Raw genomic sequence first — 25,400 nt, 5'->3', positions numbered from 1 at the left:
CCGTTGGGCGTCGTGCCGGTCGCGACGCTCGCCGGGCCGGCCTGGGGTACGGCGTCGGCACGGCTGCGCTCGCCGTCGCGGCGGCCGCCGCGGGCCTCGCCCTGACGGGCGTCCGGCTGTCTTGAGCGGCGCGGTGGGCACTCCGACGCGGCGCGGCGGGCGAACCGGAGCGGCGTGCGGCTCTGCTCCTCACCGCCCTTCCCGGAGCCCACCCCACGCCCCTCCGCACCCGCCTCATCGACCCCGCCCCGTCACTCCTGATCCCCCCGCTCACGGGGTAGGCGCCCGCCGCCGCCCCGAGCTGACGCGGATCTCCGCGCGACGACCCCTGGTCGAGGGACGCCTCGACCTCCGGAGCATGGGTGAAGATCGGCGGATGACATCCGTGGGGGGCGTTCCGGAGCTCAGGCTGGCCGTCGTCGACGACCAGCCCCTCTACCGGCACATGCTGTCGTCGCTGCTGCGCGCGGTGCCGGGCGTGCGGAGCGTCGTGGAGGCCGGATCCGCCACGGAGGCGCGGTCGGTGCTGCGGCCCGCGGAGCTCGACGTGGCGATCCTCGACATCGAGCTCGGCGACGGGGACGGCATCGAGCTCGGGCGCCGGCTGCGGTCCACCGCGCCGGGGCTGGGCATCGTCCTGCTCTCGGCCGTCGACGCGATGCACCGCTTCCTCCGCCTCGACCGCGCCGAGGCCCGCGGCTGGAGCTACCTCTCGAAGACCTCCTCCCTCTCCGCCCCCGCGCTGCTCGCCTCCGTCCGCGCGACGGCGGACGGCCGCACCGTGCTCGATCCGGCGCTGGTCGCCGCCCGCGCGGCCCGCCGCGACTCCCCGGTCGCCGCGCTGAGCCCGCGCCAGTACGAGGTGCTCTCGGGTCTCGCATCGGGGCTGACCAACGCCGCGATCGGCGAGCGCCTCGGCATCGCGGTCCGCTCGGTCGACAACCACGTCAACGCCGTCTACGCGGGCCTCGGCGTGCGGTCGGACGGCGAGCGCAACCCGCGGGTCGACGCGACGCTCCTCTTCCTCGAGCACACCGGATGAGCGCCGGCCCGCGCGACGCGCGCGAGGACAACCGCATCGTCCTCGGAGCGATGGCCCTCCTGGGCGGCGTCCTCTCGCTGCTGGCCGCGCTCCAGGCCGTCTTCGCGCTCGGGATGCTGTCGCGGACGCTGCGGGGCGTCGATCCGGGGCCGCTGCTCGACGTGACGACGCGCGTCCTGGTCAACGTGTCGACGATCGGGCTCGCGATCGCCCTGGTCGCAGTGCTGCGCCCCGAGCGCTCGACCGGCGGCGCCCGCGTGGCCCGGACGGCGGTCATCGCCGCGGGGATGGGACTCGTCCGCTGCTGCCTCCAGGTGCTGACCGGCGTCTACCCGCTCTCGGCCCTCCCCGCTCTCGCGGTCGAGCTGGTCGTCGGATCCACGGTGATCGCGCTGATCACCGCCTACGGCTACCTGCTCGTGCGCGCGGCACGGCGGGTGCGCGAGAAGGAGCGGGAGCACGCCCGCGCCTCCGTGCAGGCGCTCGAGGCGGTGCAGGCCCTGCAGCGGGAGGAGCTGCGGGTGCGGCGCGACGTCGCGCAGAGCCTGCACGGAGGCCTCCAGAACGGACTCGTGGTGCTGACCGCCGAGCTGCACGCGGTCGCGAGCGCATCCGACGAGGCGGCCTCGGAGCGGCTGCTCGCCATCGCCGCCCGGCTCGACCGGCTCCGCGAGGACGAGGTGCGCGCGGTCGGCCACGCCCTCTACCCGGTCGAGATCGACCACGGCCTGGTGCCCGCCGTCCGCGACCTCGTCGCGCGCCTCTCTCCCGAGATCGCCGTCGACCTCGACCTCGGCCGCATCCCGGCGCTCGCCGCCGAGGGCGCCGAGCCACCGCTCGACCAGCGGATGCTCCTGGTCCGGTTCCTGGAGGAGGCGGTCACCAACGCGCTGAAGCACGGCGGCGCCTCCTCGCTGCGGGTGCGCGGCGACGAGGAGGCGGGCGTCGTGGTGCTCACCCTCGACGACGACGGCCGCGGACTCGTCGAGGGGTCGACGCGCTCGGGCCTGGCGCGGCTGGAGCGGCAGCTCGCGGTCTACGGGGGCTCGTTGGAGCTCTCGGACTCGCCCGTGCTGGCGGGGGCGCGGCTGCGCGCGCGGCTCCCGCTGTCCGGCGCGGACGGCGGCGGGGCGGAGTAACGGGACGGGCGCTCCCGCCGTCCCTCGCGTCGAGCACAGGGCGGTCCGAGGGACGGATTCATGCCGGATGGCGAGCCGTCTCCTCGTGCCCGCCCCTCACGCCGGGTAGATCAGCAGATCCTCCGGAGCGACGGTGAAGCCTGCCTCGCGACCGGGCGCGAGGTCGAGGCGCGCCGCGTCGGCCGCCGGGACGTCGGCGGTCAGGAGCGCGCTGCGCACCCGCACCGCGTCTCCCCGCTGCTCCACATCGGTGATCACGGCGCGGAGGCCTCCCTCTCCGACGGAGAAGGCGGAGGGACGGACCGCGGCGAGCACCGCGGCGCCGACCGCGACCGGCTCGGCCGCGACTCCGGACAGCTCGTGCCCGTCGGCGGTGCGCAGACCCGTCGCGGTGCGGACGCCCTCGAGCAGCTCGAGCCCGGCGAGCTCGGCGGTGAATGCGGTGCGCGGGCGCGTGAGGACGCGGGCGGTCGGCCCCTCCTCGACCACCCGGCCGCCGTGCAGCACCAGAACCCGGTCGGAGAGGGTCCAGGCGTCGAGCACGTCGTGGGTGACCACGATCGCCGAGCGGTCGGCGAGCACCTCGCGGAGCATTCGGCGGAGGACGGGGGCGGTCCGGGCGTCGACCGCGGCCAGCGGCTCGTCGAGCAGCAGGAGGCGCGGGTCGGTCGCGAGGGCCCGGGCGAGGGCGACCCGCTGAGCCTGGCCGCCGGAGAGACTCCCCGGGCGCCGGTCGGCCAGGTCGGCCACGCCCGCGGCGGCCAGCTCGCGCTCGGCCCGCTCGAGGGACCGCGCCCGTCCGGCGCCGGCGCTGCGCGGACCGAACGCCGCGTTCTCGCGCACGCTGAGGTGCGGGAACAGCAGCGGGTCCTGCGCCAGCAGGGCGACGGGGCGGCGGTGCGGAGGAGTCCAGCGGCGGTCGTCGAAGAGCAGCGCGCCGCCGGCGGTCGCCCGCCCGGAGTCGGCGCGGACGAGGCCGGCGATCAGCTCGAGCACGGTCGACTTCCCCGCGCCGTTGGGCCCGAGCAGCGCGATCGTCTCGCCCTCGGCCACGTCGATCCGCACGTCGATCCCGCGCGCCGCGAGCCGCGCCTCCAGCAGCAGGCTCACCGCGGCACCCCCCGGGCTGAGCGGCCGTGCGCGAGACCGATCACGAGCACCGCGACCACCACGAGCACCAGCGCGAGGGCGACCGCCGCGTCCGGATCGCTCTCCCGCTGCAGGTAGATCTCGAGCGGGAGGGTGCGCGTCGTGCCCTCGAGGCTGCCGGCGAAGGTCAGCGTCGCCCCGAACTCGCCGAGCGCCCGCGCGAACGAGAGGATCGCGCCCGAGGCGAGGCCCGGCAGGATCAGCGGCAGCGTGATCCGGCGGAGCACTGTCCCGGGGGAGGCGCCGAGCGTCGCTGCGACCGACTCGTACCGCGCGCCGGCGCTGCGCAGTGCGCCCTCGAGCGTCAGCACCAGGAACGGCAGGGCCACGAAGGTCTGCGCGATCACGACGGCGGTGGTCGAGAACGCGATGCGGACGCCGAGGGCCTCCAGTGCGCCGCCGAGCAGGCCCATCCGCCCGAAGGTGAAGAGCAGCGCCAGCCCGCCGACCACCGGCGGGAGCACCAGCGGCAGCAGCACCAGCGAGCGGAGCAGGCGCTGGCCGGGGAAGGCCGAGCGGGCGAGCACGAGGGCCATCGGAGTGCCGAGCAGCAGGCAGAGCAGGGTCGCGACGGCGGAGGTGCGCAGGCTCAGCAGGAGCGCGGCGACGGAGGAGTCGGAGGTGATCAGCGGCAGGAACTGCGGCCAGTCGACGCGGGCGAGGATCGCGGCGAGCGGGAGCAGCACCAGCAGGGCGCCGAGCGCGGCGACGGCCACGACCCAGCGCGGCAGGCCGGACCCGGTGCGCATCAGCCGCGGGCGAGCGGCGTCTCGACGATGACCGTGGTCGCCTTGACCACCGCCACCGCGGGAGACCCGGGCTCGAGCCCGAGCTCGCGGACCGCTTCGCTGCTCATCAGCGAGACCACGCGGTGGGGACCGCACTGCAGCTCGACCTGCGCCATCACGGTGTCCATCACGATGCCGGTGACGATCCCGACGAAGCGGTTGCGGGCCGAGCGCGCGACCGGGGACGGATCCTCCGGCAGCACGGCGTTCGCGCGGGCGAGCCGGGCGACCTCGAGGCCGTCGACGACGCGTCTCCCGGACGCGTCCTTCGCGCTCTCGAGCGTCCCGTTCTCGATCCAGCGCCGCAGCGTGTCGTCGCTCACGCCGAGCGCGGCGGCGGCGTCCCTGATCCGTATCTGCGGCATGGAGTCGATCCTACGTCCGCGGCTGAGCCTGTGCAGTGCCCGTCCCCTCTCCACGAGATGCCGCTCCGGTGCGCCTCCTGCGGCGTGCCGCGCATCCGGGTGGCATCTCGCGGAGAGGGAGGAGAGGAACGCGGAGGGACGGACGCTGGGGATCCCGGGCCGCGCGCGCAACCCCCTGGAGGACCGGCGGGAGCACGACGCACGCTGAACGGACGATGACACAGGAGGCGGCATGCGCGCGATGGTCTACCGGGGCCCCTACAAGGTCCGCGTGGAGGAGAAGGACCGGCCGAGGATCGAGCACCCGAACGACGCGATCGTCCGGGTGACGATGGCGGCGATCTGCGGATCCGACCTGCACCTCTACCACGGGCTGCTCCCGGACACCCGGATCGGCCACACCTTCGGCCACGAGTTCATCGGCGTGGTCGACGAGGTCGGCTCGTCGGTGCAGAACCTCAGCGTCGGCGACACGGTGATGGTCCCCTTCACCATCTACTGCGGCTCCTGCTGGTTCTGCTCCCGCGGCCTCTACTCCAACTGCCACAACGTGAATCCGAACGCCACCGCGATCGGCGGCATCTACGGCTACTCGCACTCGGCGGGCGGCTACGACGGCGGGCAGGCGGAGTACGTCCGCGTCCCGTTCGCCGACGTGGGTCCGACGAAGATCCCCGAGTGGCTGCCGCACGAGGACGCCCTGATGCTCACCGACGCCTTCTCGACCGGCTACTTCGGCGCGCAGCTCGGCGACATCGTCGAGGGCGACACGGTCGTGGTGCTCGGAGCCGGACCGGTCGGCCTGGCCGCCGCGCGGTCCGCCTGGCTGATGGGCGCCGGCCGCGTCATCGTCGTCGACCAGATCGACTACCGCCTCGCCAAGGCCCGCGAGTTCGCCTTCGCGGAGACCATCGACTACACCGAGGAGGACGACCTCATCGTCACCCTCAAGAAGACCACCGGCGGGCTCGGCGCCGACGTCGTGATCGACGCGGTCGGCGCGGAGGCCGACGGGAACCTCCTCCAGCACGTCACTGGCGCCAAGCTCAAGCTGCAGGGCGGCTCGCCGATCGCGCTCAACTGGGCGATCGACGGCGTCCGCAAGGGCGGCACCGTCTCGGTGATGGGCGCCTACGGTCCGCTCGCGAGTGCCGTCAAGTTCGGCGACGCCGTCAACAAGGGCCTCACGCTGCGGATGAACCAGGCCCCCGTCACACGGCAGTGGCCGCGCCTGTTCGAGCACATCCGTGCCGGGCACATCACGCCCAGCGACCTGATCACGCACCGCATCCCGCTCGAGCACATCGCCGAGGGGTACCACCTGTTCTCGTCCAAGCTCGACGGCTGCATCAAGACCGTCGTCGTCCCGTAGGAGGATCCCGTGCCGTATACCGCCGACCGCCCCGTCCGCGTGCCGACCGCCGAGGAGCTGCGTGCCCGCATCCCGGGCTGGGGCGCCGACCTCGATCCCGCCGACCGGCCCGCCTTCCCCCGCGAGCGCAGCGACCTCGTGTCGGGCGCGCACTGGGAGCGCCCGGAGAGGATGCGGACGCACGGCCGTCGCGAGAAGAGCATCGAGCACCTCGAGCTGCCCGCCGTCTTCGGCACGGCGCAGCCCCTCCACGGCCTCTCGGGCGCGATCCGCCGCTACGCCTACGACCGGTTCAGCGAGGGGCGCCACGCGCACTGGCTGCTGCTCGTGCTGGGCGACCGGGTGGAGTCGACCGGGGTGCACCTCCGCTCGCTGCTCACGACGCGGCCGGACGATCCGATCACCGAGAGCGGCGTGCTCGCCGAGGTGCACGCGCACCCGATCGCCTCGCGCCGCGGCCGGACCGACGTGCGCCACCAGATCCTCGACCCGCTGCTCGTCGGCGGCCCCTGGGTCCTCGCCGCCCTCGGCGCCGTGGCCGTCGCCCGCCGCCTCCTGCGCTGACGCCCGTTCCCCTCTCGCGAGAGGCCGCTCCGGTACGCCGCCGTCGGCGTGTCGCGGACCGGAGCGGCGTCTCGCGGAGGAGGACGGGGGTTCAGCGGCTGCGGGGCGCGGCGCCCGCGGTCGGCGCGGTGCGGGTGTCGACGCTCGCCGTGAGTGCCGCGGAGTAGCCGGACGCCGGGCTGCCGGACATCGTCGCGAGCTGCAGGGCTCCGCCGTCGTCGCCGAAGACGGAGTCCGAGTCCAGGCCGACCCGGGCGAGGTTCGCGGCCGAGCCCGCATAGGCGTCGAGGGCGTAGACCGCGGTGCACGCCTCCTCCTGCAGGGCGACCTGCGAGGTCGCGATCGCGTTCGACGCGTCGGTGATCGAGTCCACTCCCGGGTACACCTCGAAGTGGATGTGCGGCCAGCGGCCGGAGTAGCAGGCCGGGACGATCGAGGCGAAGGAGACGACGCCCGACGCGTCGGCGACCTGCACGCCGCGGAGGTACGTCTCGTCCTCGACGCCGCTGGAGTACATCGAGTAGTCCCCGTTCGCGTCGCAGTGCCAGACGTACACGGCGGCTCCGGCGAACGGCACGCCCCCGCTCGCCGCGTCGAGGATCGTCAGAGTGAGCGCCAGGGGGACCCCGTCGGCCGTCGCGCCGCCGCCGATGCTGGTGCGCAGGTCGCTGCGGACGATCCCGGAGCGCTCGAGGACGTCGACCCCGTTCGAGCCGTCGCCCGGGTAGGGGCCGGCCGTCTCGTCGGGGATCTCGCCGGCGACCGCGGTGCGGGCCCCGGCCGTGGCGGTCGCGGTGGGAGTCGCGGTGGCGGTCGCGGCGGCGGAGGGGGCGGATCCCGATGCTCCGGTGGCGCACGCCGCGAGCCCGAGGGTCGCCGCCCCCGCGCCGACCAGCGTCAGCACGCCGCGCCGCGAGAAGAGGGTGCCCACGTCGAACGGGAGGCCCTGGTCGACCACCTCCTCCTCGGGGCGGTCGAGCCGGCGGCCCTCGTAGGCCGGTCCGTCGGGCGTGCTGCGGGGCTCCGGGATGCGGGTCATGGTCGTGCTCCTCGTCGGTCGTGGTGTCCGTCGCGAGCAACCCTGGCGGCCGGGGCTCTGCGCCTCCGATGACCGTCCTACGACCCTCCTATGACCGACCCGCTGACCGTCCTGCACCCCTCGTCCGACGCCGCGACGCTCCTCACGGCGCTCCGAACCCGGCCGCCGCGAGCACCGCGCGCCCGGCGTCGGAGGCGACGTACGCGACGAAGGCCGCCGCCGTGGCCGGGTCGCCCGCTCCGGTCAGCGCCGCGATCGGGTACGTGTTCACCGCCTCCGAGGCCTCGGCGAAGGGGATGCCGGTGACCGAGCCCGCAGCCCCGCGGACGTCGGTCGCGTAGACGAGCCCGGCGTCCGCCTCGCCCGAGGACACCTTGCCGAGCACGTCGGTGACCGACGACTCCTCGCTCACGGGGGAGATGTCGACCCCGGCGGCCTGCTCGACCGCGGCGGCCGCCGCTCCGCACGGCACCTGCGGCGCGCAGACGACGGTGGCGGTCCCGGGCCGGGCGAGGTCGGCGAGCGAGGCGACCTGCGCCGGGTTGCCGGGAGGCACGGCGATCTCGAGCGTGTTCGTGGCGATGTCGACCGGGTTCCCGTCGACGAGCCCGGCCTCGGCGACGGTGGACATCGTGCGCTCGTCGGCGGAGGCGAAGACGTCGGCCGGGGCGCCGTTGACGATCTGCGTCGCGAGGTCGGAGGAGCCGGCGAAGGAGAGCTCGACCTGCGCGCCGGGCTCGGCGGCCTCGAACCCCGTGGCGAGCTCGGTGAACGCGCCCTTCAGCGAGGCGGCGGCGAAGACCGTGATGGAGCCGCCGACCGAGGACGTCGCGCCGCCGGTGGCCGCATCGCCGGCGGGGGTCGACGGAGCGGAGCAGCCCGCGAGCAGGAGGAGCGCGGCAGCGGCCGGGACGAGGGGGAGCAGTCGACGACGCACGGGGACCTCCGGATGTGGGCTCCGCAGATGCGGCGGACAGCTGATTCTAGAACCTCAGGTGCGGAGCCGGGCTGGGAGGAGGGCCTCACGTGCGGCGGAGAGACGATCGGAGGACCGGACCGGCCGGGCGATGCACCTGCGCGGGGAACGACCGCCCGCGCGACGCACAGCGGCGGGCGGACCGCAGCCCTCCGGCTCCGGCCCGCCCGCCGCTCGTCGCGGCCGCCTCGACGGCGGCCCTCCGCTCAGCTCTGCGGCGGCGAGTAGAACTGGAGGTCGTTGCCCTCCGAGTCCTTGAAGGGGAGGATGCGGCCCCACTCGTGGTCGCTGATCTCGCCCTCGATCGACGCGCCCCGCGCCGTGAGGCGCTCCAGCTCGTCCTCGATCGAGCCCTCGGGCTGGAACGAGATGACCGCCCCGCCCTGCTCCGCGACCGTGGCCGACTCGCGGGCGTTCAGGCCGATCATCAGCCCGCCGGCGTCCAGCTCCGACCAGTCGTCCGAGGTGTCCTTGACCTCGAGGCCGAGCGTGTCGCGGTAGAACGCGACCGCCCGCTCCATGTCCGTGACGGGGACCCAGACCGTTGCGACTCCTGATGCCATGTCGTGCTCCTTCGCTCGATGATGCCGTTCCACCGACGCTAGGTCGGGGACGCCCGGAGCGGGGGCCCTTGCGCCGACGCGCGGAGGCTGCTCTCGCGCGGCGCCTCTCCGCCGAGCTGCCGTGCTCACGCGCCCGGCAGCGGTGAGGCGCCGGCTTCCCGCTGCCCGTCAGTGCCGAGACACCGCCCCTCGCCGAGACACCGCCCCTCGCCGGCGTCCCGGCGCGCAGCGGGACGTCTCGGCCCGGCCTCCGCGCGCGAGCGCTCCCCGCCGACGTCACCGACGACGCGGCCGCCGAGGCGGGCGTCGCCTGGATCGAGGAGGCGGTGGGCCCGCTGCGCATCGTGGTCAACAACGCCGGCGTCCAGCACCGCGTGCCCCTGCTCGAGCTCGAGGTCGCCGACTGGGAGCGGGTGCTGCGCACGAACCTCACCAGCGCCTTCGTGGTCGGCCGGGCGGCGGCGAAGCGGATGATCCCGCGCGGCGCCGGGAAGATCGTCAACGTCGCCTCGGTGCAGGCCGATCTCGCGCGGCCGACGATCGCGCCCTACACCGCCTCGAAGGGCGGGATCCGCAACCTCACCCGCGCGATGACGGCGGAGTGGGCGCAGCACGGCATCCAGGTCAATGCGATCGCTCCGGGGTACATCCACACCGAGATGACGCAGGGCCTCGTCGACGACGAGGAGTTCGACAGCTGGATCCTCGGGCGCACGCCCGCCGCGCGCTGGGGCCGCGTCGAGGACCTGATCGGCCCCGCCGTCTGGCTCGCCTCCGACGGCTCGGACTACGTCAACGGGCAGGTCGTCTTCATCGACGGCGGCATGACCGTCGTCGTCTGAGCCACCCCTCGACCCACCGAACGGAACCCGCATGACCGCGCTCGTCCCCGCCTCCACCACCCGCGTCGTCGTCCACGCCGCCGGCGACCTCCGCGTCGAGGAGGCGCCGCTCGCGCCGCGCGGCCCCGGCGAGGCCCTCGTCGCCGTCGCGTACGGCGGGATCTGCGGCTCCGATCTGCACTCCTGGACGCACGGCGCCGCGGGCGAGTCGATCCTCCGCGAGCCGCTGACGCTCGGCCACGAGGTGGTCGGCACGGTCGTCGAGGCAGCGGTGGACGGCTCGGGACCCCCGGTCGGCGCGGCCGTCGCCGTGCACCCCGCGACCGCTCGCGGCGAGTGGCCCGACGGGCGCCCCAACCTCGCGACCGAGGGCACCTATCTGGGCAGCGCCGCGCGGATGCCGCACACCCAGGGCGCGTTCGCCCGCCACGCGGTGCTGCCGGCGCGCATGCTCCGCGAGCTGCCCGCCGTCCTCGGGCTCCGGGAGGCGGCGCTCGCGGAGCCGGCGAGCGTCGCCTGGCACGCGGTCTCGCGAGCCGGAGAGGTGGCGGGACGTCGCGCGCTGGTGATCGGCAGCGGCCCGATCGGAGCGCTGATCGTCGCCGTGCTGAAGCGGGCGGGGGCGGCCGAGATCGTCGCCGTCGACCTGGCCGAGGAGCCCCTCGCGATCGCCCGGGCGGTCGGCGCGACCCGGACGATCCGCGCGACCGACGCCGACGCGATCGCCGAGGTCGCGGCCGACGTCGTCTTCGAGTCCTCGGGCAGCCCGCGCGGCCTCGCCTCGGCCGTCCGGGGCGCCGCCCGCGGCGGCACTGTCGTGATGGTGGGACTCCTCCCCTCGGGCGAGCAGCCGGCCCTGATCTCGCTCGCGATCACCCGGGAGCTGCGCCTGATCGGCTCCTTCCGCTTCGTCGACGAGATCGACGAGGTGCTGGCGGCGCTCGCCGACGGGAGCCTCGCGGTGGCGCCGGTGGTCACGCAGGTGCTGCCGCTGGAGCGCGCGCTCGAGGCCTTCGAGCTCGCCCGCGACGCCTCGCGCTCGAGCAAGGTGCTGCTCGACTTCACCCCGTGACGGGCGCTCGAGGCGCCTCCGGAGGGTCGGGATCGCCCGAGCGTTCGGGGTTCCCTCGGACGGCGGCGCCGCCGGAGCACTACCGTTGCACCATGGCGTCCACCGATACCCCCGATTCCGCCCCCGAAGCCGACACCGCTTCCGAGAGCGCCCCCACGCTCACCTTCTCCGACCTCGGTCTCTCCGACCCGGTCCTCAAGGCCCTCAAGGAGGTCGGCTACGAGACGCCCTCGGCCATCCAGGCCGCGACGATCCCGTCCCTCCTCTCCGGCCGCGACGTCCTCGGCGTCGCCCAGACCGGCACCGGCAAGACCGCGGCGTTCGCGCTGCCGATCCTCTCGCGCCTCGACGTCTCGCAGAAGACGCCGCAGGCCCTCGTGCTGGCCCCGACCCGCGAGCTCGCGCTGCAGGTGTGCGAGGCGTTCGAGCGCTACGCGTCCGGCCTCCGCGGCGTCCACGTCCTCCCCGTCTACGGCGGCCAGGGATACGGCACCCAGCTCTCCGCGCTCCGCCGCGGCGTCCACGTCGTCGTCGGCACGCCCGGCCGCATCATGGACCACCTCGAGAAGGGCACCCTCGACCTCTCGCAGCTGAAGTTCCTGGTTCTCGACGAGGCCGACGAGATGCTCAAGATGGGCTTCGCGGAGGACGTCGAGACGATCCTCGCCGACACCCCCGTCGAGAAGCAGATCGCGCTGTTCTCGGCGACGATGCCCGCGCAGATCCGCCGCATCTCCGGCAAGTACCTGAAGGAGCCGGAGGAGATCACGGTCAAGAACAAGACCACGACCTCCGTCAACACCACGCAGCGCTACCTGATGGTGTCGTACCCGCAGAAGGTCGACGCCCTCACCCGCATCCTCGAGGTCGAGAACTTCGAGGGCATGATCGTGTTCGTCCGCACGAAGAGCGAGACGGAGACGCTGGCCGAGAAGCTGCGCGCCCGCGGCTACACCGCGGCGGCGATCAGCGGAGACGTGGCCCAGGCCCAGCGCGAGCGCACCGTCGAGCAGCTGAAGTCGGGCAAGCTCGACATCCTCGTCGCGACCGATGTCGCCGCCCGCGGTCTCGACGTCGAGCGCATCAGCCACGTCGTCAACTACGACATCCCGATCGACACCGAGTCGTACGTCCACCGCATCGGCCGCACCGGTCGCGCGGGGCGCAGCGGAGCGGCGATCAGCTTCGTCACGCCGCGCGAGCGCCGCCTCCTCGCCGCCATCGAGAAGGCCACCCGCCAGCCGCTGACCGAGATGCGGATGCCGAGCGTCGAGGACGTCAACGTCACCCGCCTCTCGCGCTTCGACGACGCGATCACCGCGGCGCTCGCCGACACCGAGCGCCTGCAGCGCTTCCGCGACATCATCGGCCACTACGTCGAGCACCACGACGTGGTCGAGTCGGACGTCGCCGCCGCGCTGGCCATCGTCGCGCAGGGCGAGGAGCCGCTGCTGCTCTCGCCCGACGACCCCCGCTTCGCCCGTCGCGAGCGCGAGGACCGCGACTCCCGGCCCGACCGCGGCGACCGCCCCGAGCGCGGCGACCGCTTCGACCGCGGCGGCGACCGGGGCGAGCGTCCCGAGCGCCGTCAGCGCCCGGCGAACAGCAACCTCGCCTCGTACCGGATCGAGGTCGGCCGCCGCCAGCGCGTCGAGCCCCGCCAGATCGTGGGCGCGCTCGCGAACGAGGGCGGCCTCAACCGCGGCGACTTCGGGCACATCGACATCCGCCCGGACTTCTCGATCGTGGAGCTGCCGGCCGACCTGCCCCAGGACGTGCTCGACCGCCTCGCCGACACCCGCATCAGCGGCCAGCTGATCGAGCTGAAGCCGGACCGCCGTCCGAGCCGCGCCGGCGCCGACCGCGGCGCACGCCCCAGCGGCCCGAGCCGCTCGAGCGAGCGCCCGGAGCGCAAGCCGCGCTACTGACGGCTCCCGCCTCTGCGGACGGGCCTCCACGAGACGCCACTCCGGTACAGCGACCCTTGCGTGTCGCGTACCGGAGTGGCGTCCCGCTTTCGTGCGGGGGCGGCCTCAGCGGCGCAGGACGCGCCGGGCCAGCACGTTGCCGAGCAGCTGCACCAGCTGCACGATCACGATGATCACGAGCACCGCGGCCCAGGTGACGACCGGCTCGAACTGCCGGTAGCCGTACTGGATCGCGAAGTTGCCGAGCCCGCCGGCGCCGATGTATCCGGCGACCGCCGACATGTCGATCACGGCGACGAACACGAACGTGTAGCCGAGGATCAGCGGACCGAGCGCCTCCGGCAGCAGTACCGTGCGGACGATCCGGAACCGGCTCGCTCCGACCGACCGCGCCGCCTCGATCACGCCGGGCTGCACGGTCAGCAGGTTCTGCTCCACGATCCGCCCGATGCCGAAGGCGGCGCCGAGCGAGAGGGTGAAGACGATGGCGTCCGTGCCGATGCCGGAGCCGACCACCAGCCGGGCCAGCGGCTGGGCCGCGGCGATGAAGATGATGAACGGGATCGGCCGGAACACGTTCACGATCACGTTGAGCAGTCCGTGGACCATCCGGTTCGCGTAGAGGGCGCCGCCGCGGGTGAGCGCGAGGCCCAGTCCGATCAGCAGTCCGCCGAGCCCGCCGAAGAGGAGGCTCAGCGCGACGATGTAGAGCGTCTCGCCGGTCGCCTGGACGAGCTTGGGCAGGAGCGGGATCAGCTCGTTCATCGGGGCACCTCCGTGAGGGCGACGCGTCCGCCGAGGCGGGCGAGGAGGGAGTCGACGACGCCGTCCGGCGCGTCGAGGGCGACCGTGAGGTGGCCGAAGGCCCGCCCGCGGACGTCGGTGATGCCGCCGTAGACGAGCTCGAGCGGCACGCCGGCGGCCGCGACCTCGGCGAAGACGTCGCCCTGGGAGGCGGAGTCGTCCGAGAACGAGAGCGTGACCAGCCGGCCGCGGTGGCGCGCGCGCAGCACGGCCGCCTCCGCGGGCGAGGGCACCGAGCGGACGACCGTGGAGACGAAGCGGCGGGTGACCGGCTCGCGCGGGGCCGAGAACACGTCGAAGACGGGCCCGCGCTCCACGATGCGGCCCGACTCCATCACCGCGACCTTCGTCGCGAGCTGCTGGACCACGTCCATCTCGTGGGTGATCACGACGATGGTGACGCCCAGCTCCTCGTTGATGCGGCGGAGGAGGGCGAGCACCTCGCCGGTGGTGTCCGGGTCGAGCGCGCTGGTGGCCTCGTCGGCCAGCAGGATGCGCGGGGAGGCGGCGAGGGCGCGGGCGATGCCGACGCGCTGCTTCTGCCCGCCCGAGAGCTGCTCCGGGTGGCTGCGCGCCTTGTCGCTCAGACCGACGAAGCGGAGCATCTCGTCGACGCGGGCGCGCTGCTCCGTGCGCGGGACGCCCGCGACCTGCAGCGGGTAGGCGACGTTCTGCCACACGGTCTTCGAGCCGAACAGGTTGAACTGCTGGAAGATCATCCCGATCCCCAGGCGCAGCCGGCGCAGCTCGCGCTCGGGCAGGCCCACGGTCTCGCGGCCGTCGATCTCGATGCTGCCGCTGGTCGCGGGCTCCAGAGCGTTGACGAGGCGCGCGAGCGTGCTCTTGCCGGCGCCGGAGTAGCCGATCACGCCGTAGACGTCGCCCGCCTCGATCTCGAGGCTCACGCCGTCGACGGCCGCGGTCGGGGCGGCGCCGCGCCCTGCGCCGGGGTACACCTTGCGCACGTCGGTCATGCGGATGAGCGGCACGGGGCGCCCTTTCTGTTGCGGGGGAGGCGCGGGACCGCGCCGGAGGGGAGCTCCGCGAGCGGAGGACCCGACCGGCGCGGTGCCGCGGGTGCCGGAGTCAGGAGGCGGCGGAGATGTCGGTCTCGGCGGACTCGAGCGAGGTCTCCAGCTCGGAGGCCGGGGTCTTCAGGAAGACCGCGGTGCCGCCGGACTGCTCCGAGACGCCGTCGAGCACGTCCTGGCTGTCCTGGTAGATCGAGACGAGCTTCGTGTAGGTCTCGTTCTCGGCGTCGTCGGCCCGGGCGGCGAAGATGTTCGTGTAGAGCAGGGAGGCGGGGTCGCTCGGGTCGTCCTGGGCGATCGCGTCCGAGGCCTTCAGGCCCGCGTTCTCGATGAAGTCGTTGTTGATGATCGCGGCGGCCACGTCCGGGAGCGACGTCGGGGTGAGGGAGGCCTCCAGCGCGGTGACCTCCACCTTCGAGGAGGACTGGACGTCGTCGACGTTCGAGAGCACTCCGCCGCCGTCCTTCAGCTCGACGAGCCCGGCCGACTGCAGCACCAGCAGCGCGCGCGCCTGGTTGGTCTCGTCGTTGGGGATCGCGACGGTGGAGCCGGCGGGGATGTCCGCGACGTCGTCGTACTGCGAGGAGTAGAGGCCGAGCGGGTAGATCGCGGTCGCGCCGATCGGCACGAGGTCGGCGTCGGCCGAGGTGTTGTACTGCGCCAGGTAGGCGATGTGCTGGAACTGGTTGAGGTCGATCTCGCCCTCGGTGAGGGCGGGGTTGGGCTGGTTGTAGTCGCTGAAGTCGACGATCTCGACGTCGATCCCGGCGTCGGCGGCGGCCTTCTCGTAGGTGGCCCAGTAGGGGTCGCTCGCGCCGACCACGCCGATACGAACGGTGTCGTCGCCGCCGCCCGCGCCGGAGCAGCCGGCGAGGAGGAGGGCGGCGGAGGCGGCGATCGCGGAGGTCGCGAGGAGTCGGGTGCGCAGGGTCATGGCTGTGGGGATCCTTCCGTGGAGAGGATCCGGGCACGCGGTGCCGACCGGGCGGTGCTGGTCACCGCCGGCGCTGCGACCGGCCTCCGGTCGCTCGGCGCCGCGACTGCGCGGATCCCGGGGATCACCTTACGAAGGCGGTCGGACCCGCGCGGAACCCGCGCGTAACACGGCGACTCGGAGGCAGAGGAGGCGCGCGCTCACCGCGGGATCGCGCTGTGACGGCTGCTCAGCGCCTGACCGCGCCGCGCCGGACGCTCAGCTCGCGAGCGCGCCGTCCTCGCCCGCCGACGCCTCGTGCTTGGCGATCCGCTTCGCGATCGCGTCGCGCTCGGCCCGGAGCGACGCGATGGTCGGCTTGTCCAGGCGGGGGTCGGCCAGATCGGCGAAGGGGCTCGCGGCGCCGGTGCGCGCGGACACGAGCGCGGCGTACGCCTTCGTCGCGGCGCGGAGCTCGGCTCCGGCCCGTTCGACCTTCCGCGGCTTCGACTCCTTGTCCGAGACGAGTCGGGCGTGCTTGTCGAGGGCCTCTACCAGTGCGCGATGCGCAGCGTCAATCTTCTTGCTCATAGGCGCATTATGGCGCAGGATCGGCGAACGGCGCCGACTGTGACTCCCCGCGCCCGCCGCCCCCTTCCGTGAGACGCCGCTTCGGCACGCGACACGCCGGGGGAGGCGCACCGGAGCGGCATCTCGCGGGGAGGGGACGGTCGGGTCAGCGGGCGACCGGCGTGGAGACGGACGACGCGCCCGCGCTGGTGGCGACCGCGTCGAGGACGCGCTGCACGTCGAGGGCGTCGGCGAATGTGGGCGTGACCGCCGTGCCTCCGGCGATCGCCTCGACGAGGTCGACGACCTGGTGCGTGAAGAGGTGCTCGTAGCCGATGCCGTGCCCGGTCGGCCACCAGGCCGCCATGTACGGGTGCGCCGGCTCGGTGACCTGGATGCGCCGGAAGCCCTGCGCCTCCTCGGGGTCGCGGGCGTCGTAGTACTCGAGCTCGTTCATCCGCTCGAAGTCGAACGCGATCGAGCCGAGCTCGCCGTTCACCTCGATCCGGTTGGCGTTGCGGCGGCCGGTCGCGACGCGGGTCGCCTCGAAGACGCCCAGGGCGCCGCCCTCGAAGGAGGCGGTGAAGGCCGCGGCGTCGTCGACGGTCACGGCGCCGCGCGGGGCGTCGGCACCGGCGCGGCCGCCGAGGCCGACCTGCTCGCTGAGCACGGGGCGCTCGGTGGTGAAGGTGCGCAGCGTCGCCGAGACCGAGGTGATGCCGCGGCCGGTCAGCCACTGGGCGGTGTCGATGCTGTGCGCGCCGATGTCGCCGAGGGCGCCCGAGCCGGCGCGCTCCTTCTGCAGGCGCCAGGTCAGCGGCGCCTCGGAGTCGGACAGCCAGTCCTGCAGGTACTGGGCGCGCACGTGGCGGATGTCGCCGAGGCGGCCCTCCTCGATGAAGCGCTTCGCGAGGGCGAGGGCCGGGGTGCGGCGGTAGCTGAAGCCGCACATCGCCACCTTGCCGGAGGCGGCGGCCGCGGCGACCATCCGCTCCGCCTCCTCGACGGAGTTGGCGAGGGGCTTCTCGCACAGCACGTGCTTGCCGGCCTCGAGGGCCGCGATGGCGATCTCGGCGTGGGTGTCGCCCGGCGTGCAGATGTCGACGAGGTCGATGTCGTCGCGGGCGATGACGGCCCGCCAGTCGGTGGAGGCCTCGCTCCAGCCCAGCCGCTCGGCGCGCTCGGCGGTCGAGTCGGGGTTGCTCCCCACGAGCACGGCGAGCTCGGGGCGGAGGGGGAGGGGGAAGAAGCGGGAGGCGGTGCGCCAGGCGTGCGAGTGGGTGCGGCCCATGAAGGCGGTCCCCACCATCGCGACGCGCAGGGCTCGGTCGTTCGACATCGTCGTCCTTTCGTCGGCCGTACGACCCTGCCACGGGTCGGGGCGCGGGCGCTACCGCGCTCGGCGAGGCCGCCTCCGGGGCGACGCGCCCGGGCTGCACGGACATGAGCGCGTTCATAGGGTTCGGAGAGCGCTCTATCACGGACGGAATGTCTCAACCGCCGCCGTCAGATGTCGCGTAATCCCGCGGATCCCAGCCCTGACGCGGTAGCAGGAAGCCCTTGGGGCGACTGGGCGATCACTCGAACCGCCTTCGAATCGGTTCAGAACTTTTGCTTGACCCGCGACGTAAGTGGAAGTAGCTTCATCCGCATGGTCACCGCAGACCCCCGCAGCACTGCTGCACAGCCTCTTCCCCGCACCTCCGACGAGTCTCAGCAGCTGCTTCTGCAGATGCGCGGCATCGTGAAGGTCTTCCCCGGCGCCCGTGCTCTCGACGGCGTCGACCTCGATGTCCGACCCGGTGAGGTGCACTGCCTCCTCGGCCAGAACGGCGCCGGCAAGTCCACCCTCATCAAGACCCTCGCCGGGGCCCACCAGCCCACCGAGGGCGAGATCCTCGTCGACGGGAACGTCGTCACGATCCCGTCCCCGACGGCGGCCCTCGCCCTGGGCATCGCGACGATGTACCAGGAGCTCGACGTCGTCGACGGCCTCTCCGTCGCCGAGAACATCTTCCTCGGCCACGAGCTCTCCCGCGGCGGCTTCACCGCCCGGGCGAAGGCCACGAGGATCACCCGCGAGCTGATGGAGCGCCTCGGCCACTCCGAGATCTCGCCGAACCGCGAGGTCGGCACGCTCTCCGCCGCCGGCAAGCAGATCGTGCAGATGGCCCGTGCCCTCTCGCACGACGCGCGGGTCATCATCATGGACGAGCCCTCCGCGGTGCTCGACTCCGAGGAGGTGGAGAACCTCTTCCACGTGGTGCGCCAGCTCACCGCCTCCGGCGTCGCCATCGTGTACATCTCGCACCGCCTCGACGAGATCCGCGCCATCGGCGACCGGATCACCGTGATCAAGGACGGCGCCACCGTCGCGCAGAACCTCGCGGTCGCCGACACCCCCACCTCGAAGCTCATCACCCTGATGACCGGCCGCGCCGTCGAGTACGTCTTCCCGGACCGCCAGGAGCTCGACGTCGAAGCCGAGACGCTGCTGAAGGTCGAGAAGCTGGGCCTGCAGGGCTCCTTCTCGGACGTCTCCCTCGAGATCCGCGCCGGCGAGGTCGTCGGCCTCGCGGGGCTGGTCGGCTCCGGCCGCTCCGAGATCCTCGAGACCATCTACGGGGCGCGCCGCGCCAGCACCGGGACGGTCAGCGTGGCGGGCAAGCGCCTGCGCGCCGGATCCGTCACCTCGGCGGTCGACGCCGGCATCGGCCTCTGCCCGGAGGAGCGCAAGAGCCAGGGCCTGCTCCTGGACGAGCCGGTCTACCGCAACATCACCCTCTCGACCTTCGACCGCTTCGCCAAGCGCGGCTTCCTCGACGAGCGCTCCGAGCGCGCGGCGGCGGCCGAGCAGGCGGTCTCCCTCGACCTGCGGCCCTCCGGGGTCGACCGCGACGCCCGCACCCTCTCCGGAGGCAACCAGCAGAAGGCGCTCCTCGCCCGCTGGCTCGTGCGCGGCTGCCGCGTCCTGCTGCTCGACGAGCCGACCCGCGGGGTCGACGTCGGCGCACGGGCCGAGATCTACACCCTGATCAGGGACCTCGCGACCAACGGCGCCGCCGTGCTCGTGGTCTCCAGCGAGATCGGCGAGGTCCTCGGACTCTCCGACCGAGTGCTCGTGATCTCCGACGGCGCCGTGGTCCACGAGGGCCCGGCCGATTCGATCGACGAGCACCGCGTGCTCGATCTCGTCATGGAAGGAAGTGCAGCGTGAGCGGACAGCTCGACACTGCGTCGCCGTCGATCGGCGGTCCGCAGGAGGACGCCGCCCGTCACGCGTCGGCCGCGACGGGAGGCTCCTCCGGGGGCGTGCCCTCGAAGGACTCCCGCTCCGGGATGGCCCGCCTCATGCAGGGCTCCCTCGGCCGCAACGTCGGGCTGCTGCTCGCGCTGGTGATCCTCTGCATCGTCGGATTCGCCACCGCGGGGGAGCGATTCGCCAGCGTCGACAACGTGCTCACGATCCTCCGCCTCGCCGCCGTCATCGGCGTGCTGAGCATCGGCATGACCTTCGTCATCACCTCCGGCGGCATCGACCTCTCGGTCGGCTCCGTGATGGGGCTCGCGACGGTCTGGGCGAGCACGGTCTCGACCCAGTACTACGCGGCCAACACCTCCTGGCTGGTGATCGTGCTCACCGCGGTCGTCGTCGGCCTCGTCTGCGGCCTGATCAACGGCGCGCTGATCGCCTACGGCCGGGTCGTCGCCTTCATGGCGACCCTGGCGATGCTCGTCGCCGCCCGCGGCTTCGCCGAGCTGATCTCGAACCGCCAGACGCAGGTCGTCACGGTCACGCCGTTCCTCGACTTCTTCCGCGCCGACGTGCTCGGCATCCCGGTGCTCGTGCTGATCTTCGTGGTCGTCGCCGTCGCCGGCTGGATCCTGCTCAACCGCACCACCTTCGGCCGCCGCACCATCGCGGTCGGCGGCAACCCGGAGGCGGCCCGCCTCGCCGGCATCAAGGTCCGCCGCCACACCATGTACGTCTACGGCCTCGCCGGGCTCACCGCCGGCATCGCCGCCGTCATGATGCTCGCCCGCACCACCGCCGGCAGCTCGACCAACGGCCTCCTCTACGAGCTCGACGCCATCGCGGCGGTCGTCGTCGGAGGCACGCTGCTGGCCGGCGGCCGCGGCACCATCGTCGGCACCGTGTTCGGCGTCCTCATCTTCACGACCCTGACCAACGTGTTCACGCAGAACAACATGTCGACCTCGACTCAGGCCGTCGCGAAGGGCGCGATCATCGTCGCCGCCGTCCTGCTGCAGCAGCGGTTCGCCGCCCGCGGCAGGAAGTCCTGACCCCGGGGCTCCGGCCCCGCTCCTCCACACACAGCAACCCACCCGACCACTCAGGTCACCTCTCCGCAGGACACGTGTGCCCGCGGACCCCTCGGATCGATCGAAGGAGATCACTTCCATGCCCGCACGCCCCTTCACCCGCAGCCGCCTCTCCCGCACCGCCCGACTCGGCTCGGCCGGCGTCGCCTTCGGCGCCGTCGCGCTGATGCTCACCGGATGCATCTCGAACGCCCCGGTCGAGACCGGCAACGCCGCCTCCGGCGGGACCGCCGCCGCCGTGGCCGCCTCGGACAACGACGCCTCCGGCGACAACGTCGTCATCGGCTTCACCGCTCCCGCCGCCGACCACGGCTGGATGGGTGCGGTCAGCCGCGCCGCCATCGCCGAGGCCGAGAAGTACGACGACGTGGAGCTCCGCACCGCGGAGGGCACCAACGACGTCAACCTCCAGATCAGCCAGGTCGAGACCTTCATCAACGACGGCGTCGACGCGATCGTGCTCCTGCCGATCGACGGAGCGGCGCTCACGCAGGTCGCCACCCAGGCGATGGAGGCGGGCATCACCGTCATCAACGTGGACCGCGAGTTCTCCAGCCCCTTCGCCGCCCGGTCGACCATCCTCGGCGACAACTACGGCATGGGCGTCAGCGCCGGCACCTACATCTGCGAGGAGCTCGGCGACAACCCCGACGCCGTCGTCGCCGAGATCGCCGGCATCGACTCCCTCCCGCTGACCCAGGAGCGCAGCCAGGGCTTCTCGGACGCGCTCGAGGGCTGCGGACTCGACGTGGACAACCGCGTCGCCGCCGACTTCACCGTCCAGGGCGGGGAGCAGGCCGCGGCCAACCTCCTCCAGGCCGCGCCGAAGATCGACGCCATCTGGAACCACGACGACGACCAGGGCGTCGGCGTCCTCGCGGCGATCGACACCGCCGGACGCGACGAGTTCCTCTTCGTCGGCGGCGCCGGCTCGGCCAACGTGATGCGCGCGATCGAGGCCGACGACTCCGTCGTCAAGGCCACGGTCGTCTACCCCTCGACCCAGGCCGCGGACGGCATCAAGCTCGCCCGCCTCGTCGAGCAGAACAAGTCGATGGCCGACACCAGCTCGCTCGGCGTCCCGCGCCAGATCCAGCTCTTCGCGCCGGTCGTCACCAAGGACAACGTCTCCGAGTACCTGCCCTCGGCCTTCGAGTCCTGATCGGCCCCACCAGCCCGGGTCGGCGCGGGAACCATCCCGCGCCGACCCCCACCTCGGCGCCGCCCCGGGATCACTGACGACCCGCAGCGCAGCGCCACCGGCATCCGCGAGAGGAGGAGGAGTGCAAGACACCGGCCCCAGGGCCGGACAGGAGGAGACCGGATCCGCTCAGTCGTGCGGACAGCGACGGACCCGGCCTCTGCGATGAACACCTCATTGAAGGAATCACATCACGCATGAATGGTAAGCGATCCTCGAGAAGAAGCATCAGGCGTCTTCTCGCACTCGGCATCGCCGGGATGGTGACGGTCTCCGGACTCACCGCCCTCGGCCTGCCCGCCTCGGCCCACGACGGAGTGGACCACGGTTCCGAGGGCGGAGCATCCGCTCTCGACTGGAGCAACTACGAGAAGGTCCTGCTGACGAAGAACGTCGGCGAGCCCCTCGACCTGGCCGTCCTCCCGGACAAGTCGGTCCTCCACACCGCTCGGAACGGCGAGATCCGCCACACCGACCCCAAGACCGGCACCACCCGTGTCGTCAACACGATCCCCGTGTACCAGAACTCGGAGGACGGGCTGCAGTCCGTCGGCATCGACCCCGACTTCGCCGAGAACAAGTGGGTCTACCTCGTCTACGCGCCCCCCGGGAACACCCCGACCGGTGCGGCTCCGAACATGCTGCCCGAGGGCGCGACCGACAGCTACTGGGACCAGTGGAAGGGCATCAACCGCCTCTCCCGGTTCAAGTGGACCGGCTCGGGCCTCGATCTCGCGAGCGAGCAGAAGATCATCGACATCGAGACCCAGCGCGGGCAGTGCTGCCACGTGGGTGCCGACTTCGACTGGGACGCCGACGGCAACCTGTACCTCTCCACCGGCGACAACACGCCGGCGAGCGCTCCGGGTGCCGCGGGCTTCGCGCCGAACAACGACGCGCCCCGCATGAACCCGGGCTTCGACTCGCGTCGCGGCGCCGGCAACACGAACGACCTCCGCGGCAAGATCCTCCGGATCACCGTGCAGGAGGACGGCTCGTACACGATCCCCGACGGCAACCTCTTCCCGGTGGGAACCGAGAAGACCCGCCCCGAGATCTTCGTGATGGGCGTCCGCAACCCGTTCAAGATCGACGTCGACGCCGAGACGAACACCCTCTCCTGGGGCGACTACGGCCCCGACGCCACGAAGGCCGCTGCGGCCGACGGCGTCCGCGGCCCGATGGGCCTCGTCGAGTGGAACGCGACCGGACTGGACGAGCCGCACAACTCCGGCTGGCCCTACGTCCACGGACCGAACACGCCGTACAACGAGTGGAACTTCGAGACGTCGACGCCCCGCGGCTTCTTCGACCCGGAGAACCTGAAGAACAACTCGCGCTGGAACACCGGCCTCGTCGACATCCCGGACGCCAAGGCGGCGACCCTGTACTACGGCGACAACCCCGGCGACCAGCCGTTCGACGAGCTCGTCAACTTCGGCACCAGCACCGGCCAGGGCCCCATGGGCGGACCGGTGTACCACTTCGACGCGGAGAACCCCTCGACGTCGAAGTTCCCGGAGTACTGGGACAAGAAGACCTTCTTCGGCGAGTTCTCGCAGGACTACATCGCGGCGTTCACGCTCGATGAGGACCGCGCGGTCACGCACATCGAGGACTTCCTCCCCAACGCGGCGCTCAGCCAGGCCGCGCAGCCGATCCACGACAACCCGATGGACATGGAGTTCGGCCCCGACGGGTCGATGTACGTGATCGAGTACGGCGACGGATTCTTCCGCGCCAACCCCGACGCGGGCCTGTACCGGATCGACTACGCCGAGGGCAACAAGGCGCCGCAGGCCCGCTTCACCGCGACCCCCCTGTCCGCCTCGCAGACCCCGCTCGAGGTCACGTTCGACGCCAAGGGATCGACCGACCCCGAGGGCGACGCGCTCACCTACGACTGGGACTTCGACGGCGACGGCACCTTCGACGCCACCGGAGTGACCGTCAAGAAGACCTACACCGAGCTCGGACAGTTCACGGCCCGTCTGCGCGTCACCGACGCCAAGGGCAAGTTCAGCCTGACCTCGCGGGTCATCTCGGTCGGCAACCAGGCGCCGCAGATCCAGATCCAGACGCCCGGCAACGGCTCGTTCTTCAGCTGGGGCGACGCGATCCCCTACCAGGTGACCGGCAAGGACGCTGAGGACGGCGACCAGATCGTCAGCAGCCGCGTGGGCTGGACCTACGGCCTCGGCCACGACGAGCACGCCCACCCCGAGGTCACCGGCACCGGTGCCAAGGGAGCGTTCCCGACGTCCAAGGACTCGCCCGAGCACGGCCCCGGCGCGCTGCTGTACGGCACCGTCGTCGTGACCTACACGGACGGCGGCTTCAACGGCCTGCCCCCGGCTGCGGCCGAGGCGACGCTGCGGCTGAACCCGAAGACACAGGAGGCGGAGCACGCCGCCCGTGAGGGCGTCCTGCCCTACGCGGACACCACCGCCAGCGGCGGCAACGCCGTCAGCGGACTCGGTGCGGGATCCTTCCTGCGCTGGGACCCGGTGAACTTCGCCAACCTGACCGGCGTCGTGGTCCGCGCCACCGGTGAGGGCACCGTCGACCTCCGCTGGAACGCTGCCGACGCAGCGCCCTTCGGAACGGCGACCATCCCCGCGGGAGCCGGCTGGAAGGACGTCCTCGTCCCCTTCGGCACCAACGTCCCCCGCGGCACCGGCTCGCTCTACGTGACCTCGCCCAGCGGCCTGTCGCTCGACTCCCTCACCTTCCAGGGTGTCGGCGCCGGTGACAAGACGGCTCCGACCGTCGCGGCGACCCTCGACCCGGCAGCGCCCGCGGGCGTCGGCGGCGTCTACAACAAGCCCGTGACCCTCGGCCTCACCGCCACGGACAACGGAGCGCTCTCCACCGTCCAGTACTCCGCCGACAACGGCACGACGTGGACCACGGTCCGCGCCGTCAACGGCGCGTACACGGTCCCGTTCACCACGAACGGCGCCCGGACGATCCAGTACCGCGCCACCGACACCGGCGGCAACGTCTCGGCGGTCGGCACGGTGAAGTTCACGATCGACCTGGCCGCGGCGAACGCCCCGACCGCCGCGTCGACCACCACCGTGGCGCTCTCGGCTCCCCGCGTGACCTTCGGGGCACCGGGCGAGGCGACCGTCACGGTCACCGGTCAGGGGGGGAACCCCGGCGGAGAGGTCGTCCTCTACGAGGGCGCCACCGAGCTGGGCCGCGCGACGCTGAAGGACGGCAAGGCGACCTTCGCCCTGCCGAAGACCCTCGGCGCCGGCACCCACACCCTCCGTGCGGCGTACGGCTCGGACGCCACCTTCAAGGCCTCGGAGGGCACCGCCCGCCTGATCGTCTCGAAGGCCGCCTCGGAGCTCACCGCGACCGTCTCGCCCAACCCGGTCAAGCCGGGCGCCAGCGCGCAGGTCACGGTCGACGCGAAGTCCTCGACGGGTGTCGCCGGCACCGGTCAGGTGAGCGTGATGGTGAAGAGGAACCTCTCCACCGTCGCGATGCTCACCGGGACCCTCGACGAGAACGGGCACGTCGTGGTGACGCTCCCGAAGCTCGCGGCGGGCAGCTACAAGCTGACCGTCACCCACACCGCCACGGCGGACACCAACGCCGCGTCGGCGCTGCTGAACCTCACCGTCCAGCAGTAGCCCCCGCGCAGGGGCCGGCCGGCTCGACCGGGCCGGCCGGCCCCCCACCCCCTG

General features: G+C 72.9%; 22 protein-coding genes. 11 read left to right on the top strand and 11 right to left on the bottom strand.

Annotated features, from left to right (window positions below; translation table 11 throughout):
- The first annotated feature begins 376 nt into the window (after window positions 1–376).
- Window positions 377–1,042, top strand: a complete 666-nt coding sequence (locus C5C30_RS06980; RefSeq protein WP_104247673.1) for a response regulator transcription factor — start codon at window positions 377–379, stop codon at window positions 1,040–1,042.
- Window positions 1,039–2,181, top strand: coding sequence for a sensor histidine kinase (locus C5C30_RS06975; protein ID WP_104333420.1), 1,143 nt, complete (start codon window positions 1,039–1,041; stop codon window positions 2,179–2,181). Before C5C30_RS06980 ends, C5C30_RS06975 begins: the two co-directional genes overlap by 4 nt.
- 96 nt (window positions 2,182–2,277) lie before the next feature.
- Here C5C30_RS06975 and C5C30_RS06970 read toward each other — a convergent pair whose 3' ends face one another.
- The 3 genes from C5C30_RS06970 to C5C30_RS06960 are packed head-to-tail and all read right to left on the bottom strand — an operon-like array spanning window position 2,278 to window position 4,483.
- A complete protein-coding gene (locus C5C30_RS06970; protein ID WP_104333419.1) occupies window positions 2,278–3,291 on the bottom strand; it encodes a sulfate/molybdate ABC transporter ATP-binding protein in 1,014 nt (337 codons plus the stop codon).
- Window positions 3,288–4,079 (bottom strand): ABC transporter permease, encoded by a 792-nt coding sequence (locus C5C30_RS06965; RefSeq protein ID WP_104333418.1) that lies wholly within the window; start codon window positions 4,077–4,079, stop codon window positions 3,288–3,290. The genes C5C30_RS06970 and C5C30_RS06965 overlap by 4 nt, the downstream gene beginning before the upstream one ends.
- Window positions 4,079–4,483 (bottom strand): molybdopterin-binding protein, encoded by a 405-nt coding sequence (locus C5C30_RS06960; protein WP_104222447.1) that lies wholly within the window; start codon window positions 4,481–4,483, stop codon window positions 4,079–4,081. The genes C5C30_RS06965 and C5C30_RS06960 overlap by 1 nt, the downstream gene beginning before the upstream one ends.
- Window positions 4,484–4,715: 232 nt before the next feature.
- Between C5C30_RS06960 and C5C30_RS06955 the strand changes: the two genes are divergently transcribed.
- Together C5C30_RS06955 and C5C30_RS06950 are read left to right on the top strand one after the other, a co-directional pair.
- Window positions 4,716–5,855, top strand: a complete 1,140-nt coding sequence (locus C5C30_RS06955) for a zinc-dependent alcohol dehydrogenase (protein WP_104267462.1) — start codon at window positions 4,716–4,718, stop codon at window positions 5,853–5,855.
- Between the two features lie 9 nt (window positions 5,856–5,864).
- A complete protein-coding gene (locus C5C30_RS06950; protein WP_104333417.1) occupies window positions 5,865–6,419 on the top strand; it encodes a hypothetical protein in 555 nt (184 codons plus the stop codon).
- Window positions 6,420–6,510: 91 nt separating this feature from the next.
- Here the strand turns inward: C5C30_RS06950 and C5C30_RS06945 are convergent, their stop codons facing one another.
- From C5C30_RS06945 to C5C30_RS06935, 3 genes are all read right to left on the bottom strand, one after another.
- The gene (locus C5C30_RS06945) at window positions 6,511–7,458 is read right to left on the bottom strand and encodes an intradiol ring-cleavage dioxygenase (RefSeq protein WP_104333416.1); all 948 of its coding nucleotides are present in this window, start codon (window positions 7,456–7,458) and stop codon (window positions 6,511–6,513) included.
- Between the two features lie 142 nt (window positions 7,459–7,600).
- Window positions 7,601–8,395 (bottom strand): molybdate ABC transporter substrate-binding protein, encoded by a 795-nt coding sequence (gene modA / locus C5C30_RS06940; RefSeq protein ID WP_104247666.1) that lies wholly within the window; start codon window positions 8,393–8,395, stop codon window positions 7,601–7,603.
- Window positions 8,396–8,640: 245 nt separating this feature from the next.
- Window positions 8,641–8,997, bottom strand: coding sequence for a VOC family protein (locus C5C30_RS06935; RefSeq protein ID WP_104226592.1), 357 nt, complete (start codon window positions 8,995–8,997; stop codon window positions 8,641–8,643).
- A 161-nt stretch (window positions 8,998–9,158) separates the two neighbouring features.
- Between C5C30_RS06935 and C5C30_RS06930 the strand changes: the two genes are divergently transcribed.
- From C5C30_RS06930 to C5C30_RS06920, 3 genes are all read left to right on the top strand, one after another.
- Complete coding sequence (locus C5C30_RS06930) at window positions 9,159–9,839, top strand: SDR family oxidoreductase (RefSeq protein ID WP_104226593.1); 681 nt, start codon at window positions 9,159–9,161, stop codon at window positions 9,837–9,839.
- Window positions 9,840–9,870: 31 nt separating this feature from the next.
- Window positions 9,871–10,911, top strand: a complete 1,041-nt coding sequence (locus C5C30_RS06925; RefSeq protein WP_104247665.1) for an L-idonate 5-dehydrogenase — start codon at window positions 9,871–9,873, stop codon at window positions 10,909–10,911.
- Window positions 10,912–11,003: 92 nt separating this feature from the next.
- A complete protein-coding gene (locus C5C30_RS06920) occupies window positions 11,004–12,839 on the top strand; it encodes a DEAD/DEAH box helicase (protein ID WP_104237941.1) in 1,836 nt (611 codons plus the stop codon).
- A 105-nt stretch (window positions 12,840–12,944) separates the two neighbouring features.
- Here the strand turns inward: C5C30_RS06920 and C5C30_RS06915 are convergent, their stop codons facing one another.
- The 5 genes from C5C30_RS06915 to C5C30_RS06895 all read right to left on the bottom strand — a co-directional run bounded on the left by C5C30_RS06915 (window position 12,945) and on the right by C5C30_RS06895 (window position 17,496).
- Window positions 12,945–13,604, bottom strand: a complete 660-nt coding sequence (locus C5C30_RS06915; protein ID WP_104226596.1) for a methionine ABC transporter permease — start codon at window positions 13,602–13,604, stop codon at window positions 12,945–12,947.
- Window positions 13,601–14,632 carry a methionine ABC transporter ATP-binding protein gene (locus C5C30_RS06910; protein WP_258065831.1) on the bottom strand — a complete coding sequence of 344 codons (1,032 nt, stop codon included), beginning with the start codon at window positions 14,630–14,632 and terminating at the stop codon, window positions 13,601–13,603. The genes C5C30_RS06915 and C5C30_RS06910 overlap by 4 nt, the downstream gene beginning before the upstream one ends.
- Window positions 14,633–14,729: 97 nt before the next feature.
- Entirely contained in the window at window positions 14,730–15,608 is an 879-nt protein-coding gene (locus tag C5C30_RS06905) for a MetQ/NlpA family ABC transporter substrate-binding protein (RefSeq protein WP_104333415.1), read from the bottom strand.
- 258 nt (window positions 15,609–15,866) lie between these two features.
- Window positions 15,867–16,178, bottom strand: coding sequence for a hypothetical protein (locus C5C30_RS06900; protein ID WP_104222458.1), 312 nt, complete (start codon window positions 16,176–16,178; stop codon window positions 15,867–15,869).
- A 145-nt stretch (window positions 16,179–16,323) separates the two neighbouring features.
- On the bottom strand, window positions 16,324–17,496 hold the full coding sequence (locus tag C5C30_RS06895; protein WP_104226598.1) for a Gfo/Idh/MocA family protein: 1,173 nt from the start codon (window positions 17,494–17,496) through the stop codon (window positions 16,324–16,326).
- Between the two features lie 393 nt (window positions 17,497–17,889).
- Between C5C30_RS06895 and C5C30_RS06890 the strand changes: the two genes are divergently transcribed.
- The 4 genes from C5C30_RS06890 to C5C30_RS06875 all read left to right on the top strand — a co-directional run bounded on the left by C5C30_RS06890 (window position 17,890) and on the right by C5C30_RS06875 (window position 25,346).
- Complete coding sequence (locus C5C30_RS06890) at window positions 17,890–19,374, top strand: sugar ABC transporter ATP-binding protein (RefSeq protein WP_208543410.1); 1,485 nt, start codon at window positions 17,890–17,892, stop codon at window positions 19,372–19,374.
- Between the two features lie 122 nt (window positions 19,375–19,496).
- A complete protein-coding gene (locus tag C5C30_RS06885) occupies window positions 19,497–20,462 on the top strand; it encodes an ABC transporter permease (RefSeq protein WP_104222491.1) in 966 nt (321 codons plus the stop codon).
- Between the two features lie 118 nt (window positions 20,463–20,580).
- A complete protein-coding gene (locus C5C30_RS06880) occupies window positions 20,581–21,663 on the top strand; it encodes a substrate-binding domain-containing protein (protein ID WP_104222461.1) in 1,083 nt (360 codons plus the stop codon).
- A gap of 236 nt (window positions 21,664–21,899) precedes the next feature.
- A complete protein-coding gene (locus tag C5C30_RS06875) occupies window positions 21,900–25,346 on the top strand; it encodes a PQQ-dependent sugar dehydrogenase (RefSeq protein ID WP_146081491.1) in 3,447 nt (1,148 codons plus the stop codon).
- Window positions 25,347–25,400: the final 54 nt, after the last annotated feature.

It is taken from the genome of Rathayibacter sp. AY2B5, assembly GCF_002931645.1.
GTDB lineage: Bacteria > Actinomycetota > Actinomycetes > Actinomycetales > Microbacteriaceae > Rathayibacter.
The sequence above is the reverse complement of the archived record's forward strand: the minus strand, read 5'-3'. Positions and strand labels throughout refer to the sequence as shown.

Bases quoted from the DNA above. Each gene is read 5' to 3' on its own strand.
- C5C30_RS06955 (WP_104267462.1), top strand. From the start codon at position 4,716: ATGCGCGCGATGGTCTACCGGGGCCCCTACAAGGTCCGCGTGGAGGAG.
- C5C30_RS06915 (WP_104226596.1), bottom strand. From the start codon at position 13,604: ATGAACGAGCTGATCCCGCTCCTGCCCAAGCTCGTCCAGGCGACCGGC.
- C5C30_RS06885 (WP_104222491.1), top strand. From the start codon at position 19,497: ATGGCCCGCCTCATGCAGGGCTCCCTCGGCCGCAACGTCGGGCTGCTG.
- C5C30_RS06890 (WP_208543410.1), top strand. From the start codon at position 17,890: ATGCGCGGCATCGTGAAGGTCTTCCCCGGCGCCCGTGCTCTCGACGGC.
- C5C30_RS06925 (WP_104247665.1), top strand. From the start codon at position 9,871: ATGACCGCGCTCGTCCCCGCCTCCACCACCCGCGTCGTCGTCCACGCC.
- C5C30_RS06880 (WP_104222461.1), top strand. From the start codon at position 20,581: ATGCCCGCACGCCCCTTCACCCGCAGCCGCCTCTCCCGCACCGCCCGA.
- C5C30_RS06960 (WP_104222447.1), bottom strand. From the start codon at position 4,483: ATGCCGCAGATACGGATCAGGGACGCCGCCGCCGCGCTCGGCGTGAGC.
- C5C30_RS06900 (WP_104222458.1), bottom strand. From the start codon at position 16,178: ATGAGCAAGAAGATTGACGCTGCGCATCGCGCACTGGTAGAGGCCCTC.
- C5C30_RS06935 (WP_104226592.1), bottom strand. From the start codon at position 8,997: ATGGCATCAGGAGTCGCAACGGTCTGGGTCCCCGTCACGGACATGGAG.
- C5C30_RS06905 (WP_104333415.1), bottom strand. From the start codon at position 15,608: ATGACCCTGCGCACCCGACTCCTCGCGACCTCCGCGATCGCCGCCTCC.
- C5C30_RS06980 (WP_104247673.1), top strand. From the start codon at position 377: ATGACATCCGTGGGGGGCGTTCCGGAGCTCAGGCTGGCCGTCGTCGAC.
- C5C30_RS06895 (WP_104226598.1), bottom strand. From the start codon at position 17,496: ATGTCGAACGACCGAGCCCTGCGCGTCGCGATGGTGGGGACCGCCTTC.
- C5C30_RS06875 (WP_146081491.1), top strand. From the start codon at position 21,900: ATGAATGGTAAGCGATCCTCGAGAAGAAGCATCAGGCGTCTTCTCGCA.
- C5C30_RS06975 (WP_104333420.1), top strand. From the start codon at position 1,039: ATGAGCGCCGGCCCGCGCGACGCGCGCGAGGACAACCGCATCGTCCTC.
- C5C30_RS06945 (WP_104333416.1), bottom strand. From the start codon at position 7,458: ATGACCCGCATCCCGGAGCCCCGCAGCACGCCCGACGGACCGGCCTAC.
- C5C30_RS06965 (WP_104333418.1), bottom strand. From the start codon at position 4,079: ATGCGCACCGGGTCCGGCCTGCCGCGCTGGGTCGTGGCCGTCGCCGCG.
- C5C30_RS06920 (WP_104237941.1), top strand. From the start codon at position 11,004: ATGGCGTCCACCGATACCCCCGATTCCGCCCCCGAAGCCGACACCGCT.